At 60.1% G+C, this 15,703-nt stretch carries 9 protein-coding genes, 1 tRNA gene and 2 pseudogenes; all 12 read left to right on the top strand.

Features of this window, described 5'->3' with window-relative positions:
• Positions 1–281, top strand: a pseudogene (locus BLV27_RS18355) (DDE-type integrase/transposase/recombinase); the annotation flags it as partial.
• A 317-nt stretch (positions 282–598) separates the two neighbouring features.
• Positions 599–674 (top strand) — tRNA-Trp (locus BLV27_RS18350).
• Between the two features lie 145 nt (positions 675–819).
• Complete coding sequence (locus BLV27_RS18345; protein ID WP_170831525.1) at positions 820–2,847, top strand: methyl-accepting chemotaxis protein; 2,028 nt, start codon at positions 820–822, stop codon at positions 2,845–2,847.
• Positions 2,848–2,927: 80 nt separating this feature from the next.
• Complete coding sequence (gene secE, locus BLV27_RS18340; protein WP_092647936.1) at positions 2,928–3,122, top strand: preprotein translocase subunit SecE; 195 nt, start codon at positions 2,928–2,930, stop codon at positions 3,120–3,122.
• Positions 3,123–3,300: 178 nt separating this feature from the next.
• Positions 3,301–3,834, top strand: coding sequence for a transcription termination/antitermination protein NusG (gene nusG / locus BLV27_RS18335; RefSeq protein WP_092647935.1), 534 nt, complete (start codon positions 3,301–3,303; stop codon positions 3,832–3,834).
• Between the two features lie 132 nt (positions 3,835–3,966).
• Positions 3,967–4,416 (top strand): 50S ribosomal protein L11, encoded by a 450-nt coding sequence (gene rplK, locus BLV27_RS18330; RefSeq protein ID WP_092647934.1) that lies wholly within the window; start codon positions 3,967–3,969, stop codon positions 4,414–4,416.
• Complete coding sequence (gene rplA / locus BLV27_RS18325) at positions 4,416–5,126, top strand: 50S ribosomal protein L1 (protein WP_092647933.1); 711 nt, start codon at positions 4,416–4,418, stop codon at positions 5,124–5,126. Before rplK ends, rplA begins: the two co-directional genes overlap by 1 nt.
• Positions 5,127–5,384: 258 nt before the next feature.
• The gene (rplJ, locus tag BLV27_RS18320) at positions 5,385–5,897 is read left to right on the top strand and encodes a 50S ribosomal protein L10 (protein WP_092647932.1); all 513 of its coding nucleotides are present in this window, start codon (positions 5,385–5,387) and stop codon (positions 5,895–5,897) included.
• 79 nt (positions 5,898–5,976) lie between these two features.
• On the top strand, positions 5,977–6,354 hold the full coding sequence (gene rplL, locus BLV27_RS18315) for a 50S ribosomal protein L7/L12 (protein ID WP_092647931.1): 378 nt from the start codon (positions 5,977–5,979) through the stop codon (positions 6,352–6,354).
• A gap of 307 nt (positions 6,355–6,661) precedes the next feature.
• Positions 6,662–10,801 (top strand): DNA-directed RNA polymerase subunit beta, encoded by a 4,140-nt coding sequence (rpoB, locus tag BLV27_RS18310; RefSeq protein ID WP_092647930.1) that lies wholly within the window; start codon positions 6,662–6,664, stop codon positions 10,799–10,801.
• A gap of 76 nt (positions 10,802–10,877) precedes the next feature.
• Positions 10,878–15,119 (top strand): DNA-directed RNA polymerase subunit beta', encoded by a 4,242-nt coding sequence (gene rpoC, locus BLV27_RS18305; RefSeq protein ID WP_092647929.1) that lies wholly within the window; start codon positions 10,878–10,880, stop codon positions 15,117–15,119.
• 308 nt (positions 15,120–15,427) lie between these two features.
• Positions 15,428–15,703 (top strand): annotated as a pseudogene (locus BLV27_RS18300) (transposase); the annotation flags it as partial.

The raw sequence follows: 15,703 nt of genomic DNA, 5'->3' as shown, positions 1-15,703 counted from the left end.
TCCGCGCTGAGATCGGCTACAAACGCAAGCCGGGCAAGTATGGCGGCAAACCTTCTGTCGTCGTCGACAATACGTTGGATCGGCAGTTTGATATCCCTGAGCCGGATACGGCTTGGGTCCCAGATATTACCTACATCAAAACCTGCGAAGGCTTCCCATATCTGGCCGTCGTTATCGACCCCTATTCGCGTCGTGTGGTCGCCTGGGCCACGCAGTCACGCCAACCAACTGATCTTGTCTTACAAGCGCTGCTGATGGCTGCCTGGCGGCGCAAATCAAAGCAATTCGTTAGTTTTTCTGGCAGAATGTGACCATGATGGCTGCTGCGGCGACAGTAATGCACCTATATCAGTGAGACCGCGCAATCTCTGAAATTTTGGGGGCCAATGCGAATATTGAGGCGGTTCGGAGCTGACATTCCATCATGCTGATCGTGTTGTCGGACGTCGCCGCCGACCGTGAATCAAGGTTGGAACCGAGTATACACTTCGGTTTGATCACCTCGGGTTCCCGTCTGTGTGGCCAGTAAAATCTTGCGTTTGATAGGCTGCGACCCCTTGCACAGCGCGTGCTCGCCACGTATTCCGCCAGCACCTGCAGGGGTATAGCTCAGTTGGTAGAGCAGCGGATTCCAAATCCGCAGGCCTCGGGTTCGAATCCTGATGCCCCTGCCAGGTCTTCCCACAGAAGACGAACAATTTTGGTTGTCGCATATTCGGGCTCAATGCTTGGATACCGCAAGCGTTTGTTAAGGTGCGGAGAGTATCTAGATCCGGAGCTAATCCGAGGCCTCCGATGCACGATATAAACAAAGATCGCATGATTCTTCCCGCAGATCCGCCCCCCGATGTCGACCACGGTGTTGCGGGGGGGCACGTCATGTCTTTGCGACCATACCGTTCCCTTATGGTGCGGGTAACCGGTTCTGTACTGCTGATCCTCGCGGTCGCGCTCTGTGTTCTGTCGATCGCAATCTTTCAAAGGATCAGCGCATCTGGAGAGGCAGAATTCCGCAATGTGGCCGAACAAAAAGCGATTTTGCTGGCGGACCGTGTGTCGAGGCATGTGCGGGCCAATGACATTGACTCGGTGGATGCGGCCAGCCGCGCGTTCTTCCGAATTGATGGGATTGGTGTGCTGGCAGTACGCGTTATTCGGGAGGACGGTTCTCAGATTTTCGTGAGTTCGGCGACCTCCCAACCGGCGGTGGAGTATTTCAAGGATTTCGCGGTTGCTGCGGCGGCACCGGTCAATCCGGAGAGCGCGAGGATGCCGCATCAGCTCTTGGTTCGTGTGCCCATATATGGGCCTCTTGGCCCAGAAGGTGCGACCGCTGACTGGTTTGAGGCAATCTTTGAGACGACCCAACTGGATGCACGGATCGCAAACGAACTTCTCCGGATCGGTGTTCTTTCCGTCTCTGTCTTTGCGACTGTTGGTTTTCTGGTTGCGGCGATGCTTCAGTTGACAGTCATCTCTCCGCTCGACCGAATGGTCCAAGCGATGCAGGGCCTTGCCGAAGGAAAGTTGGATGTCGTCATTCCATCGACTGGTCTGAACGAATTGGCCCGCATTGGTGCAACCCTTCGGGTGTTTCGTGCAAACATCATGGAGCGGGAGGTGCATGCCGCACGCAGTGCCGAGGCCGAGGCGCGGACGAAGGCGCTCCAGGCCGAACAGGCAGTCACGCAGGCGGCGGATCGTGCAGCCGCCGAAGCACGTGAAAACGAGGCTAGGCAGCGGGCAGAGCTGGTTGCAAGTGAGCGGCAGGAGCTTCAGGAAGAACTCGAAAGCGTTCTCGCCGCTGCCGCTGCCGGAGACTTCCAGCTCAGGATGGGTCTTGAGGATGTTCCTGAGGAGCAGATCGCTCTGCGGGAAAGGCTAAACACGACAATGGAGCGTGTGCAGGGAAGTTTGAACGACGTCATCAATGTCCTCGCCGAGCTGGAGGCTGGCCGCCTATCTGCGAGAATGGAAGGACAGCGTACCGGAGCCTTCGCAAAATTGCAGGCATCAGCGAACGCGACGGCCGATCATCTCGAAGCGGCACTGGGAGATTTATCGCGCCACGCCACGGGAATTCTCGACGACAGCAGTGATCTCTCGGCATCTGCCGAGGACTTATCCAAGCGAACGGAGCGGACGGCAGGATCGCTTGCCGAGACGACACACGCTCTTGAGCAAATTGTCGGCTCCATTTCTGCTACAGCGGATTTGTCCGCCGGGGCCCAAGGATTTGCCGAGGCGGCGCGGGAGGAAGCACGCGAGAGCGGTCAGATCGTACGGGATGCCGTCCAGTCCATGCATGAAATTCAAAATGTATCCGAGCAGATCTCACGTACGCTGGGGGTGATCAACGACATTGCATTCCAGACTAACCTGCTCGCGTTGAACGCAGGTGTCGAAGCGGCACGGGCGGGTGAGGCGGGGCGCGGCTTCGCCGTTGTAGCATCGGAGGTCCGCGCGCTGGCGCAACGCGCCTCGGAAGCTGCACACCAAATTGGCGGCCTGATCGAGACGAGCTCTGAGCAGATCGACAAGGGTGTGCAGCGTGTGGCACGCACTGGAAAGACGCTTACAACGCTGGGAGAAAGCATCGAGAAGATCGGAGACCAGGTCGTCGACATCGCCGAAGCTGCGCGCTCCCAATCAAGAGCGGCCGCCGAGATTAATAGGGCGATGGGCGAGATCGACGGAGCGACCCAGCAAAACACCGCGATGTTCGAGGAGATCACGACAGCCAATCAGTCGCTGAAGGGTGCCGCATCGCAGATGTTGCGGTTGATCGAGCAGTTTGATCTCGGCGGCGACGCCAATGAATTTCGGGCTTGGTCGCAGGTGGGCTAACCGTCATTGTGGTTCGAGCGCTTGCAATGCCTGGCACTGCGTCATATTTGCATCCGATACGAAAAGCAGGAGCACGGTCCATGGCCATGACGAATCCGGTACAGTTCATCCAGCAAACTCGGTCCGAGGTGGCGAAGATTTCTTGGCCGACGCGGCGTGAAGTTCTGTTGACGACGGTGATGGTCTTCCTGTTGGCAGTGGTCGCGGCAACGTTTTTCTTCTTGGTCGATCTTCTGATCCGGACGGGCCTGACCGAACTCCTCGCAGCCTTCTGATCCGGTCCCGTTAGCAACGGGCTGCGGGGTTGAACCCGGGGCGGACGAGTTGTAGACGGACGACAGTTTTCATGAGGCGGCGCGCATTGATTCGGATGCGCGCTGTTTCACGTTTCAGGCGGCACCGGTTAGGGGTCAGCGGGGAACAGGCGATAAGAGCGAGAGGCGCGGACAAGACATGGCGAAGCGGTGGTATTCGGTCAGCGTGCTGTCCAACTTTGAGAAGCGGGTGGCGGAACATATTCGTACTGCTGTCGAAGAGCAGGACTTGCAGGATCAGATCGAAGAGGTTTTGGTGCCGACCGAAGAGGTGATCGAGGTTCGGCGCGGGAAGAAGGTCACGTCGGAGCGCCGCTTTATGCCCGGGTACGTTCTGGTGCGGATGGAGATGTCGGACGAGGGGTATCACCTTGTTAACTCGATCAACCGGGTGACCGGGTTCTTGGGTCCTCAGGGCCGGCCGATGCCGATGCGCGATGCGGAAGTAAACCAGATTCTGAACCGTGTTCAGGAGGGTGAGGAAGCCCCGCGCAGTTTGATCTCGTTTGAGATTGGTGAGGACGTCAACGTGACGGATGGGCCATTCGAAGGCTTCGCTGGCCAGGTTGAGGAAGTTGATGATGAGGCGCAGTCGCTAAAGGTGACGGTGTCGATTTTCGGGCGGGCAACTCCGGTCGAGTTGAAATTCACGCAGGTCTCCAAGACTTCGTGACCACGTGTCCGGGTCGCCGGACGCAACACGGACGTGGGAGGCGCGGCTTAGGCCAGACCGAACCACGGCAAACCAGCCCATCTAGGGCGATTGTAGGGCGGGGCATATCCCGCCGCCGGAAGGAGAAAGCCAATGGCGAAGAAACTCGTCGGCACTATGAAGCTGCAGATTCCTGCAGGTAAGGCCAACCCGTCGCCGCCCGTCGGCCCTGCCTTGGGTCAGCGCGGCATTAATATCATGGAATTCTGCAAGGCGTTCAACGCCAAAACGCAGGAGATGGAGGTCGGTGCGCCGTGTCCGACCGTGATTTCTTATTATCAGGACAAGTCCTTCACGATGGAAATTAAGACGCCTCCAGCGTCTTACTATCTCAAGAAGGCCGCCGGCCTGAAGCCCGTGGGCAAGCGTAACCGTCCAAAGGGCGCGGTTCTGCCGGGCCGCGAGACCGTGGCGACTGTGACCGTGAAGCAGGTGCGCGAGATCGCGGAAGCGAAGATGAAAGACCTGTCGGCAAACGACGTCGAGCAGGCCATGAAGATCATCCTGGGCTCTGCGGCGTCCATGGGCATCGAGGTGAAGTGATGGCGAAGCTCGGAAAACGCACGAAGGCCGCCCGCGAGCAATTCGCAGGCAAGGACGATATCTCGGTTGATGCGGCCATTGCGCTGGTCAAATCGAACGCCAAGGCGAAATTCGATGAAACGATCGAGATCGCGATGAACCTGGGCGTCGATCCGCGGCACGCGGACCAGATGGTCCGTGGCGTGGTGAACTTGCCGAACGGAACTGGTAAGACGGTACGCGTTGCGGTGTTCGCCCGCGGTGCAAAGGCCGAAGAGGCGCTGGCCGCCGGAGCCGACATCGTCGGGGCCGAGGACCTTATGGAAACCGTACAGTCGGGCAAGATCGAGTTCGACCGGTGCATCGCGACCCCTGACATGATGCCCGTCGTTGGCCGTCTTGGTAAGGTTCTGGGCCCGCGTAACCTGATGCCGAACCCCAAGGTGGGAACGGTCACCATGGACGTGAAGGAGGCCGTAGAGGCAGCCAAAGGCGGACAGGTTCAGTTCAAAGCCGAAAAGGCCGGTGTGGTTCACGCAGGCGTAGGCAAGGCGTCGTTCGACGAAGCTTCGCTCAAGGCCAACGTTCTGGCGTTCGTCGATGCGGTCTCCAAGGCCAAGCCGTCGGGCGCAAAAGGATCATATCTCAAGGGGATATTTCTGAGCTCGACGATGGGCCCGGGCGTTTCCGTGAGCGTCGAGAGCGCAACTGGTAACGAGCCGGTCGCCTAAGGCTGTATAAGTTTCCCTGCCTCAGGGCAGGGGATGGCAGGGCCGAAAGGCCCTGTCCTGTCCGAGACGGAGGGTAGGGGGTGACCCCGGAAATCCTTCCTGAGATGGGACCCGAGACTGATTTCCGAGGTAATTCTCGGGCGATCTGGCGCGGGGCCCTTCATTGGACCCGCTGGGCCGGGAAACCGGTCCGATAAGGGGAGGGGAGACCCTCTCTCAATTGAGCCGGGGGGCAACCCCCATACTTGGAGTGAAACTGTGGATAGAGCCCAGAAAGAGAAATTGGTCGATGAACTCGGCCAGATCTTCGAAAGCTCTGGCGTCGTGGTGGTTAGCCACTACGAGGGCATGACAGTTGCCGAAATGCAGGACCTGCGGGCGCGTATGCGCGAAGCCGGGGGTTCCGTACGCGTTGCCAAGAACAAGCTCGCCAAGATCGCCCTTGAGGGAAAAGCTGTCGCCAGCATTTCCGAATTCCTCACGGGCATGACCGTACTCGGCTATTCCGAGGACCCCGTCGCTGCGGCGAAGGTCTTCGACGCGTATGCCAAGGACAACCAGAAGCTGGTTATCCTTGGTGGCGCAATGGGCGATACGGCGCTGGACACCGCCGGTGTCGCGGCAGTCGCGAAGATGCCCAGCCGCGAGGAGCTTATCGCTTCCATCGCGGGCTGCATCGGCGCACCTGCTTCGAACATCGCGGGGGCCATTGGCGCGCCTGCTTCCAACATCGCCAGCATTCTTTCGACCATCGAAGAGAAGGCTGCCTGAAGCACCTGAAGTCATCCCTCGTCGTGACCTTGAAAAATCACGACTCCGGAACACAACCTTATAGAACGGAAACAGTACAATGGCTGATCTGAAAAAACTCGCCGAAGATATCGTCGGTCTGACGCTCCTGGAAGCCCAGGAACTTAAAACCATCCTGAAGGATGAGTACGGCATCGAGCCCGCCGCGGGCGGTGCCGTCATGATGGCCGGCCCCGCCGACGCCGGTGGTGCCGCTGCTGAAGAGCAGACCGAATTCGACGTCATCCTGAAGTCGGCTGGTGCGTCCAAGATCAACGTGATCAAGGAAGTCCGCGGCATCACGGGTCTGGGCCTGAAAGAAGCCAAGGACCTCGTTGAAGCCGGCGGCAAGGCCGTCAAGGAAGGCGTCGACAAAGCCGAAGCCGAAGACATCAAGGCCAAGCTGGAAGCAGCTGGTGCCGAGGTCGAACTGAAGTAATCACGGTTTAGCCGTGATAGTGGACCGGCCTGCCGGCCCACTCCCTTGAAGCTTAATGGGATTTTGCCAAGGCAGGATCACCGCGATAAGCGCCGGAGGGTTCGGATATCAGGGTGGAGCGGGGCTTTCCCGCTCCACCCGCTCCTGTCTCGATAAGCCGCGAAGCGGTTTTTCCGGTCAGGAGAGAGGACGGCGGTGCACCTGTGGGAGGGTGCGCCAGATGGTCCGCTCTCGCGATCTATTCGCATGCTGTGGTCCCCGGTGCCCGACGGGGACGCGGCGCGAAACTTGAAAAGGCGAGCACAACATGGCTCAGACGCAAGCGTCCTCCAAGCGTATCCGTCGCTATTATGGCAAACTGGTTGAAGTTCTCCAGATGCCGAACCTCATCGAGGTGCAGAAGTCGTCCTATGACCTGTTCCTGAAGTCGGGCGATCAGCCCGAGCCCTCGGAAGGCGAAGGTCTGATGGGGACATTCCAGTCGGTCTTCCCGATCAAGGACTTTAACGAAACGGCAGTGCTCGAATTCGTTAAGTACGAATTGGAAGAGCCGAAGTACGACGTCGAAGAGTGCCAGCAGCGCGACATGACCTATGCCGCGCCGCTCAAGGTGACTCTTCGGTTGATCGTGTTCGATATCGACGAAGACACCAGCGCGAAGTCGGTCAAGGACATCAAGGAGCAGGACGTCTTCATGGGCGACATGCCTCTGATGACCAAGAACGGTACGTTCATTGTGAACGGTACCGAGCGCGTGATCGTCTCTCAGATGCACCGCTCGCCGGGCGTGTTCTTCGATCACGACAAGGGTAAGACGCACAGCTCGGGCAAGCTGCTGTTCGCTTGCCGGATCATTCCCTATCGCGGCTCCTGGCTCGACTTTGAGTTCGACGCCAAGGACCTGGTGTTCTGCCGCATCGACCGTCGCCGCAAACTGCCGGTGACGACGCTGCTCTATGCACTTGGCATGGACCAGGAAGGCATCATGAATGCCTATTACGACACCGTCGAATTTTCGCACCGCAAGGGCGAAGGATGGTCGACCAAGTTCTTCCCCGAACGCCACACCGGAACCCGCCCGGCGATGGACATCGTCGACGCCGACAGCGGCGAAGTGGTCATGGAAGCCGGCAAGAAAGTCACGCCGCGTCAGGTCAAGAAGCTGCGCGACGACGACAAGGTCGGCCAGATCCTGGTGCCCTTCGATGCGATCGTGGGCAAGTTCGCGGCACGTGACATCATCAACGAAGAAAATGGCGCGATCTATGCCGAAGCCGGTGATGAGCTGACGTGGGAGATCGACAAGAACGGCGAAGTGTCGGGCGGCACCCTGAAGGAACTGCTGGACGCCGGAGTCACCGACATTCCCGTTCTCGACATCGATAACGTCACCGTCGGACCGTACATGCGGAATACCATGGCTGCCGACAAGAACCTGGGCCGCGAAACCGCCCTTATGGACATTTACCGCGTCATGCGCCCGGGCGAGCCGCCCACCGTCGATGCGGCGCAGGCCCTTTTCGACCAGTTGTTCCGCGACAGCGAGCGGTATGACTTGTCGGCTGTCGGCCGCGTGAAGATGAACATGCGCCTTGATCTGGATGCGGAAGATACCGTCCGGACGCTGCGTGACGAGGATATCCTCGCGTGCATCAAGGCGCTGGTGGAGCTGCGCGATGGGCGCGGCGATATCGATGACATCGACCACTTGGGCAACCGTCGTGTCCGCTCTGTCGGGGAGTTGATGGAGAATCAATACCGCGTCGGCCTGCTCCGGATGGAGCGCGCGATCAAGGAGCGCATGTCCTCTGTCGAGATCGACACCGTCATGCCGCAGGATCTGATCAACGCCAAGCCGGCGGCCGCCGCCGTGCGCGAGTTCTTTGGCTCGAGCCAGCTGTCGCAGTTCATGGACCAGACCAACCCGCTCTCGGAAGTGACGCACAAGCGTCGTCTTTCGGCGCTTGGACCGGGCGGCCTGACCCGCGAACGTGCCGGCTTCGAGGTGCGCGACGTGCACCCGACACACTATGGTCGCATGTGCCCGATCGAAACGCCTGAAGGCCCGAACATCGGTCTGATCAACTCGCTGGCGACCTACGCCCGCGTGAACAAGTACGGGTTCATCGAAACGCCGTATCGCAAGGTGATCGATGGCCAGGTTTCGGACGAAGTTCAGTACATGTCCGCGACCGAGGAGATGCGTCACACCGTGGCGCAGGCCAACGCGCAATTGACTGACGACATGCGTTTCCAGAACGAACTGGTCTCGACCCGCCAGTCCGGCGACTACATGCTGCAAAGCCGTGACAACGTCGATCTGATCGACGTGTCGCCGAAGCAGCTGGTTTCGGTCGCGGCGGCGCTGATTCCGTTCCTCGAAAACGACGACGCCAACCGCGCTCTTATGGGCTCAAACATGCAGCGTCAGGCTGTACCGCTCCTGCGTGCCGATGCTCCTTACGTGGGCACGGGCATGGAGGAAGTGGTCGCACGCGACTCTGGCGCGGCCATCATGGCGCGTCGCGGCGGCGTCATTGACCAGGTCGATGCCGAACGTATCGTCGTGCGGGCCACCGAAGACCTGGCCCTGGGCGATGCGGGCGTGGATATCTACCGCCTGCGCAAGTTCCAGCGGTCCAACCAGAACACCTGCATCAACCAGCGTCCGCTGGTGAAGGTGGGTGACCTGGTGTCCAAGAACGAAGTGATCGCTGACGGCCCGTCGACGGACATGGGGGAACTGGCGCTTGGCAAGAACGTCATCGTCGCCTTTATGCCTTGGAATGGGTACAACTACGAAGACTCGATCCTGATTTCCGAGCGGGTGTCCCGTGACGACGTCTTCACCTCGATCCACATTGAGGAATTCGAAGTCGCCGCCCGCGATACGAAGCTAGGGCCGGAAGAAATCACACGCGACATCCCGAACGTGGGCGAAGAAGCCCTGCGCAATCTAGATGAAGCCGGCATCGTCTACATCGGTGCCGACGTGGAGCCGGGCGATATCCTGGTCGGTAAGATCACGCCCAAGGGCGAAAGCCCGATGACGCCGGAGGAGAAACTCCTCCGCGCCATCTTCGGCGAGAAGGCCTCGGACGTGCGCGATACATCTTTGCGGGTGAAGCCGGGCGACTACGGCACTGTCGTCGAAGTCCGCGTCTTCAACCGTCACGGCGTCGAGAAGGACGAGCGCGCCCTGCAGATCGAGCGGGAACTGGTCGAACGTCTGGCCCGTGACCGTGATGACGAGCGCGAAATCCTGGACCGCAACATCTACGCGCGCCTGCGCTCGATGATCGAGGGTCAGACCGCAGTGAAGGGGCCCAAGGGCTTCAAATCCGGGTCTGTCGTCAACGATGAGTCGCTTTCGCCGCTGTCCTTCGGTCAGTGGTGGCAGATTGCTCTGGAAGACGAAGAGTCCGCCAAGCAGGTCGAAGCTCTGAACGAGCAGTACGAGATCCAGAAGCGCGCCCTCGAAGCCCGCTTCGAGGACAAGGTTGAGAAGGTGCGTCGTGGCGACGATCTGCCGCCGGGCGTGATGAAGATGGTCAAAGTCTTCATCGCCGTTAAGCGCAAGCTTCAGCCGGGCGACAAGATGGCTGGCCGTCACGGCAACAAGGGCGTCATTTCCAAGGTCGTTCCGATGGAAGACATGCCCTTCCTGGCCGACGGTACTCCTGTCGACTTCTGTCTGAATCCGCTGGGCGTGCCGTCGCGCATGAACGTTGGTCAGATTCTGGAGACGCACATGGGCTGGGCCGCGCGCGGTCTGGGTCTCAAGATCGACGAGGCGCTGGACGACTACCGCCGCTCCGGTGATCTGACTCCGGTGCGTGAAGCGATGCGCATCGCCTATGGTGAGGAAGCCTACGAAGAGGCCATGGCCGAAATGGACGAGGAAAGCCTCCTCGAATATGCGGGCAACGTGACGAACGGGGTTCCGATAGCCACGCCTGTCTTTGACGGTGCCAAGGAAGACGACGTCAACGACGCGCTGACCCGTGCCGGCTTCGACACGTCGGGGCAGTCGGATCTTTTCGACGGTCGCACCGGCGAGAAGTTCTCGCGTCAGGTGACGGTCGGCGTGAAGTACCTGCTCAAGCTGCACCACCTCGTCGACGACAAGATCCACGCCCGCTCCACGGGCCCGTACTCCCTCGTTACGCAGCAGCCGCTGGGTGGTAAGGCACAGTTCGGTGGTCAGCGCTTCGGTGAGATGGAGGTCTGGGCTCTGGAAGCCTATGGTGCCGCCTACACGCTGCAGGAAATGCTGACCGTGAAGTCGGATGACGTGGCCGGACGGACCAAGGTCTACGAGAGCATCGTCAAGGGCGAGGACAACTTCGAGGCGGGCATCCCCGAGAGCTTCAACGTGCTCGTCAAGGAAGTCCGCGGCCTCGGCCTGAACATGGAACTCCTGGATGCGGAGGATGAGACGGAGTGACGAACAGTCCTCCGGGGGCGGGCTTTGCCGCTCGCCCCATCTCTCCTTTCCGCGCCCCTTTTCAAAAGGTTACCAAATGAACCAGGAACTGACGAACAACCCGTTCAACCCGATTGCGCCCACCAAGGTGTTCGACGAGATCAAGGTCTCGCTGGCCTCGCCGGAGCGTATTCTCTCGTGGTCTTACGGCGAGATCAAGAAGCCCGAAACCATCAACTACCGCACGTTCAAGCCCGAGCGTGACGGTCTTTTCTGTGCGCGTATCTTCGGTCCGATCAAGGACTACGAATGCCTGTGCGGCAAGTACAAGCGCATGAAGTATCGCGGCGTCGTCTGCGAGAAATGCGGCGTGGAAGTCACGCTGCAGAAGGTCCGCCGCGAGCGGATGGGTCACATCGAGCTGGCTTCCCCTGTTGCACACATCTGGTTCCTCAAGTCGCTGCCCAGTCGTATCGGCCTGATGCTGGACATGACCCTGCGCGACCTGGAGCGGATTCTCTACTTCGAGAACTACGTCGTGATCGAGCCGGGCCTGACCGACCTCACCTACGGGCAGCTGATGTCCGAAGAGGAGTTCATGGACGCGCAGGACGCATATGGTGCTGACGCCTTCCAGGCCAACATTGGTGCGGAAGCCATCCGCGAGATGCTGGCCGCGATCGACCTGGAGCAGGAAGCCGCAACCCTTCGTGAAGATCTGAAGGAAGCCACCGGCGAGCTGAAGCCCAAGAAGATCATCAAGCGCTTGAAAATCGTCGAGAGCTTCATTGAGTCCGGCAACCGCCCGGAATGGATGATCCTGACCGTGATCCCGGTCATCCCGCCCGAGCTGCGCCCGCTGGTGCCGCTGGACGGTGGCCGCTTCGCGACCTCGGACCTCAACGATCTGTATCGCCGCGTCATCAACCGGAACAACCGTCTCAAGCGCCTGATCGAGCTGCGTGCGCCCGATATCATCGTGCGCAACGAGAAGCGGATGCTTCAGGAATCTGTTGATGCGCTATTCGACAACGGCCGTCGTGGTCGAGTCATCACGGGGGCCAACAAGCGCCCGCTGAAGTCGCTGTCGGACATGCTCAAGGGCAAGCAGGGCCGCTTCCGCCAGAACCTTCTGGGCAAGCGGGTCGACTTCTCGGGCCGCTCGGTCATCGTGACCGGACCGGAACTGAAGCTGCACCAATGTGGCCTGCCCAAGAAGATGGCGCTCGAACTGTTCAAGCCGTTCATCTACTCGCGGCTTGAGGCCAAGGGCCTGTCTTCCACGGTGAAGCAAGCCAAGAAGCTGGTCGAGAAGGAGCGTCCCGAGGTTTGGGACATCCTGGACGAGGTCATCCGCGAGCATCCGGTTCTGCTAAACCGCGCGCCCACGCTCCACCGTCTTGGCATCCAGGCGTTCGAGCCCGTCCTTATCGAGGGCAAGGCAATCCAGCTTCACCCGCTGGTCTGCTCGGCGTTCAACGCCGACTTCGATGGCGACCAGATGGCCGTCCACGTGCCCTTGTCGCTGGAGGCGCAGCTGGAAGCGCGCGTTCTTATGATGTCGACGAACAACGTTCTGTCGCCAGCTAACGGCGCACCGATCATCGTGCCGTCGCAGGATATGATCCTCGGCCTTTACTACGTGTCGATGGAACGTCACGGCATGAAGGGTGAAGGCATGATCTTCTCCTCCGTGGACGAGGTGCAGCACGCCCTCGACGCGGGGGCAGTGCATCTGCACGCCAAGATCAAGTGCCGCATCACCCAGATCGACGACATGGGCGAGGAAGTCGGCGTCGTCGTCGACACCACGCCGGGTCGCGTGCGTCTGGGGTCCATGCTGCCGCTCAACGCCAAGGCACCGTTCGAACTGGTGAACCGTCTTCTGCGCAAGAAGGAAGTGCAGCAGGTCATCGACACCGTCTACCGTTACTGCGGTCAGAAGGAGTCGGTCATCTTCTGTGACCAGATCATGACTCTGGGCTTCCGTGAAGCCTTCAAGGCGGGCATTTCGTTCGGCAAGGACGACATGGTCATACCGGATTCCAAGTGGCCGATCGTGGACGCCACCCGCGATCAGGTGAAGGACTTCGAGCAGCAGTACATGGACGGCCTGATTACCCAGGGCGAGAAGTACAACAAGGTGGTCGACGCCTGGTCGAAGTGTAACGACAAGGTCACCGAGGCCATGATGTCGTTCATCTCGATCGCCGGCGTGGACGAGAACGGTGCGGAAAACGAACCGAACTCCGTGTACATGATGGCTCACTCCGGTGCACGTGGATCGGTCACGCAGATGAAGCAGCTGGGCGGCATGCGCGGCCTGATGGCTAAGCCGAACGGCGACATTATCGAGACGCCGATCATCTCGAACTTCAAGGAAGGTCTGACCGTTCTTGAATACTTCAACTCGACCCACGGGGCGCGGAAGGGTCTGTCTGACACCGCGCTCAAGACTGCGAACTCGGGTTACCTGACGCGCCGTCTTGTCGATGTCGCACAGGATTGCATCGTCCGCGTCGACGACTGCGGCACCGAGAAGGCGATCACCGCCGAAGCCGCCGTAAACGACGGTGAAGTCGTCGCTACCTTGGCCGAGCGCGTGCTGGGCCGGACTGCGGCCGACGACGTGCTGGTTCCCGGTACCGAGGAGGTCATCGTCCAGGCCGGGGAGATCATCGACGAGCGTCGCTCTGACTTGATCCACCAGGCCAACGTGCAGTCGATGCGCATCCGTAGCCCGCTGACCTGCGAAGCCGAGGAGGGGGTTTGCGCCACCTGCTACGGTCGTGACCTGGCGCGCGGCACCAAGGTTAACCTGGGCGAGGCTGTCGGTATCATCGCGGCCCAGTCCATCGGCGAGCCGGGGACGCAGCTGACGATGCGGACGTTCCACATCGGCGGCGTGGCCCAAGGCGGTCAGCAATCGTTCACGGAGGCTTCGGCCCCCGGAACGGTTGAGTTCCGCAATGCCAACACTCTGGCGAACGAGGCCGGTGGCATCGTCGTCATGGGCCGAAACATGCAGATGGTCATCATCGACGAGAATGGGGATGAGCGCGCATCGCACAAGCTGGGCTACGGAACGACCCTGTTCGTCAAGGACGGGGCCAAGGTTGAGCGCGGTGACAAGCTGTTCGAATGGGATCCTTATACCCTGCCGATCATCGCCGAAGCTGACGGCAAGGCGCGTTTCGTCGACCTCTATGCGGGCATCTCGGTGCGCGACGAGACCGATGACGCGACCGGCATGACCCAGAAGATCGTGTCCGACTGGCGATCCGCGCCCAAGGGCAACGAGCTCAAGCCCGAGGTCATCATCGTAGGTGAAGACGGGGAGCCTGTGCGCAACGAAGCCGGCAACCCGATCACCTACCCGATGTCGGTCGACGCCATTCTGTCCATCGAAGATGGTCAGGACATGAAGGCCGGTGATGTCGTCGCGCGTATTCCGCGTGAAGGTGCGAAGACCAAGGACATCACCGGTGGTCTGCCGCGTGTGGCTGAGTTGTTCGAAGCCCGTCGTCCGAAGGACCACGCCATCATCGCCGAGCGCGACGGTCACGTGAAATTCGGCAAGGACTACAAGAACAAGCGCCGCATCACGGTCGTTCCCACCGATGAGAGCCTTGAGCCGATCGACTATATGGTGCCGAAGGGCAAGCACATCCCGGTGACCGAAGGCGACTTTGTGCAGCGCGGTGACTACATCATGGACGGCAACCCCGCCCCGCACGACATCCTACGGATCCTTGGCGTCGAGGCGCTTGCCGATTATCTGATCGACGAAGTGCAGGACGTGTATCGACTGCAAGGCGTGAAGATCAACGACAAGCATATCGAGGTCATCGTTCGCCAGATGCTGCAGAAGTTCGAGGTGCTTGACAGCGGGGAAACCACGCTGCTCAAGGGCGAGCATATCGACAAGCTGGAACTGGAGGAGGCGAACGCCAAGGCCGAGAAGCGCGGTGACCGCATTGCGGTGGCCGAGCCGATCCTGCTGGGCATCACCAAGGCGTCGCTGCAAACGCGCAGCTTCATCTCGGCCGCCTCCTTCCAGGAGACGACGCGCGTGCTGACCGAAGCTTCCGTGCAGGGCAAGCGCGACAAGCTTGTCGGGCTCAAGGAGAACGTTATCGTTGGCCGCCTGATCCCGGCGGGCACCGGCGGCGCGACCCAGAAGATGCGCGCCATCGCAACTGCGCGCGACAGCGTCGTCATCGAAGCCGCCCGGATCGAGGCCGAGAAGGCCGCGGCCCTGGCCGCGCCCGAGCCGACGTCGTCCGCTGAAGACGCCTTCAAGTCGCCGAGCCCCAGCGAGGAGATGTCGGAGGATTGATCCTTCGCCACCTTGATTTAGAAATCCCCCCGCCGGAGCGATCCGGCGGGTTTTTTTTATGCCATGCCTTCCACAAGCATAGCCACCCGAGCAGTACGCTCCAATGCCGCCAGTTAACTTCGACCTGTTCTGCCCAAACTCATTTCGCTCGGTTCGCAGCCTCATCACGTCGGTTCGCAACTATGCTCTTTCGCGCGCTTGACCCAGAGTAGGTTTTAAACAAGGAGAACGTTACATGGAAAAGATCACTGAATAGCCCCCAGTATTGTAGACGCTTTCTTCCCTAATTTTGAGGCAGGGAGGCCGTTATGGGGAAGCCAAATTTCAGTGAAGATTTTAAGCGTGATGCGGTGCATCAGATTGCAGTGCGGGGGTACGCCGTTCGTGAGGTTTCAGAGCGCTTAGGCGTCAGCACTTACTCGCTCTACAAATGGATGAAGTTGTATGCGAAAGCCGCGTCACAGGCATCATCTGTGGACCACGAGGCTGAGAACCGGAGGCTCAAGCGCGAGCTGGCGCGGATGACTGAGGGGCGCGATATCTTAAAAAAGGCAGCCGCGTACTTCGCCAAGGATGCAAGATGA

The sequence above is a fragment of the Jannaschia faecimaris genome, assembly GCF_900107415.1.
GTDB lineage: Bacteria > Pseudomonadota > Alphaproteobacteria > Rhodobacterales > Rhodobacteraceae > Jannaschia > Jannaschia faecimaris.
The sequence above is the reverse complement of the archived record's forward strand: the minus strand, read 5'-3'. Positions and strand labels throughout refer to the sequence as shown.

Coding starts and splice junctions, on each gene's coding strand:
- rplL (WP_092647931.1), top strand. CDS start 5,977: ATGGCTGATCTGAAAAAACTCGCCGAAGATATCGTCGGTCTGACGCTC.
- rplA (WP_092647933.1), top strand. CDS start 4,416: ATGGCGAAGCTCGGAAAACGCACGAAGGCCGCCCGCGAGCAATTCGCA.
- secE (WP_092647936.1), top strand. CDS start 2,928: ATGGCCATGACGAATCCGGTACAGTTCATCCAGCAAACTCGGTCCGAG.
- nusG (WP_092647935.1), top strand. CDS start 3,301: ATGGCGAAGCGGTGGTATTCGGTCAGCGTGCTGTCCAACTTTGAGAAG.
- BLV27_RS18345 (WP_170831525.1), top strand. CDS start 820: ATGATTCTTCCCGCAGATCCGCCCCCCGATGTCGACCACGGTGTTGCG.
- rplK (WP_092647934.1), top strand. CDS start 3,967: ATGGCGAAGAAACTCGTCGGCACTATGAAGCTGCAGATTCCTGCAGGT.
- rpoB (WP_092647930.1), top strand. CDS start 6,662: ATGGCTCAGACGCAAGCGTCCTCCAAGCGTATCCGTCGCTATTATGGC.
- rpoC (WP_092647929.1), top strand. CDS start 10,878: ATGAACCAGGAACTGACGAACAACCCGTTCAACCCGATTGCGCCCACC.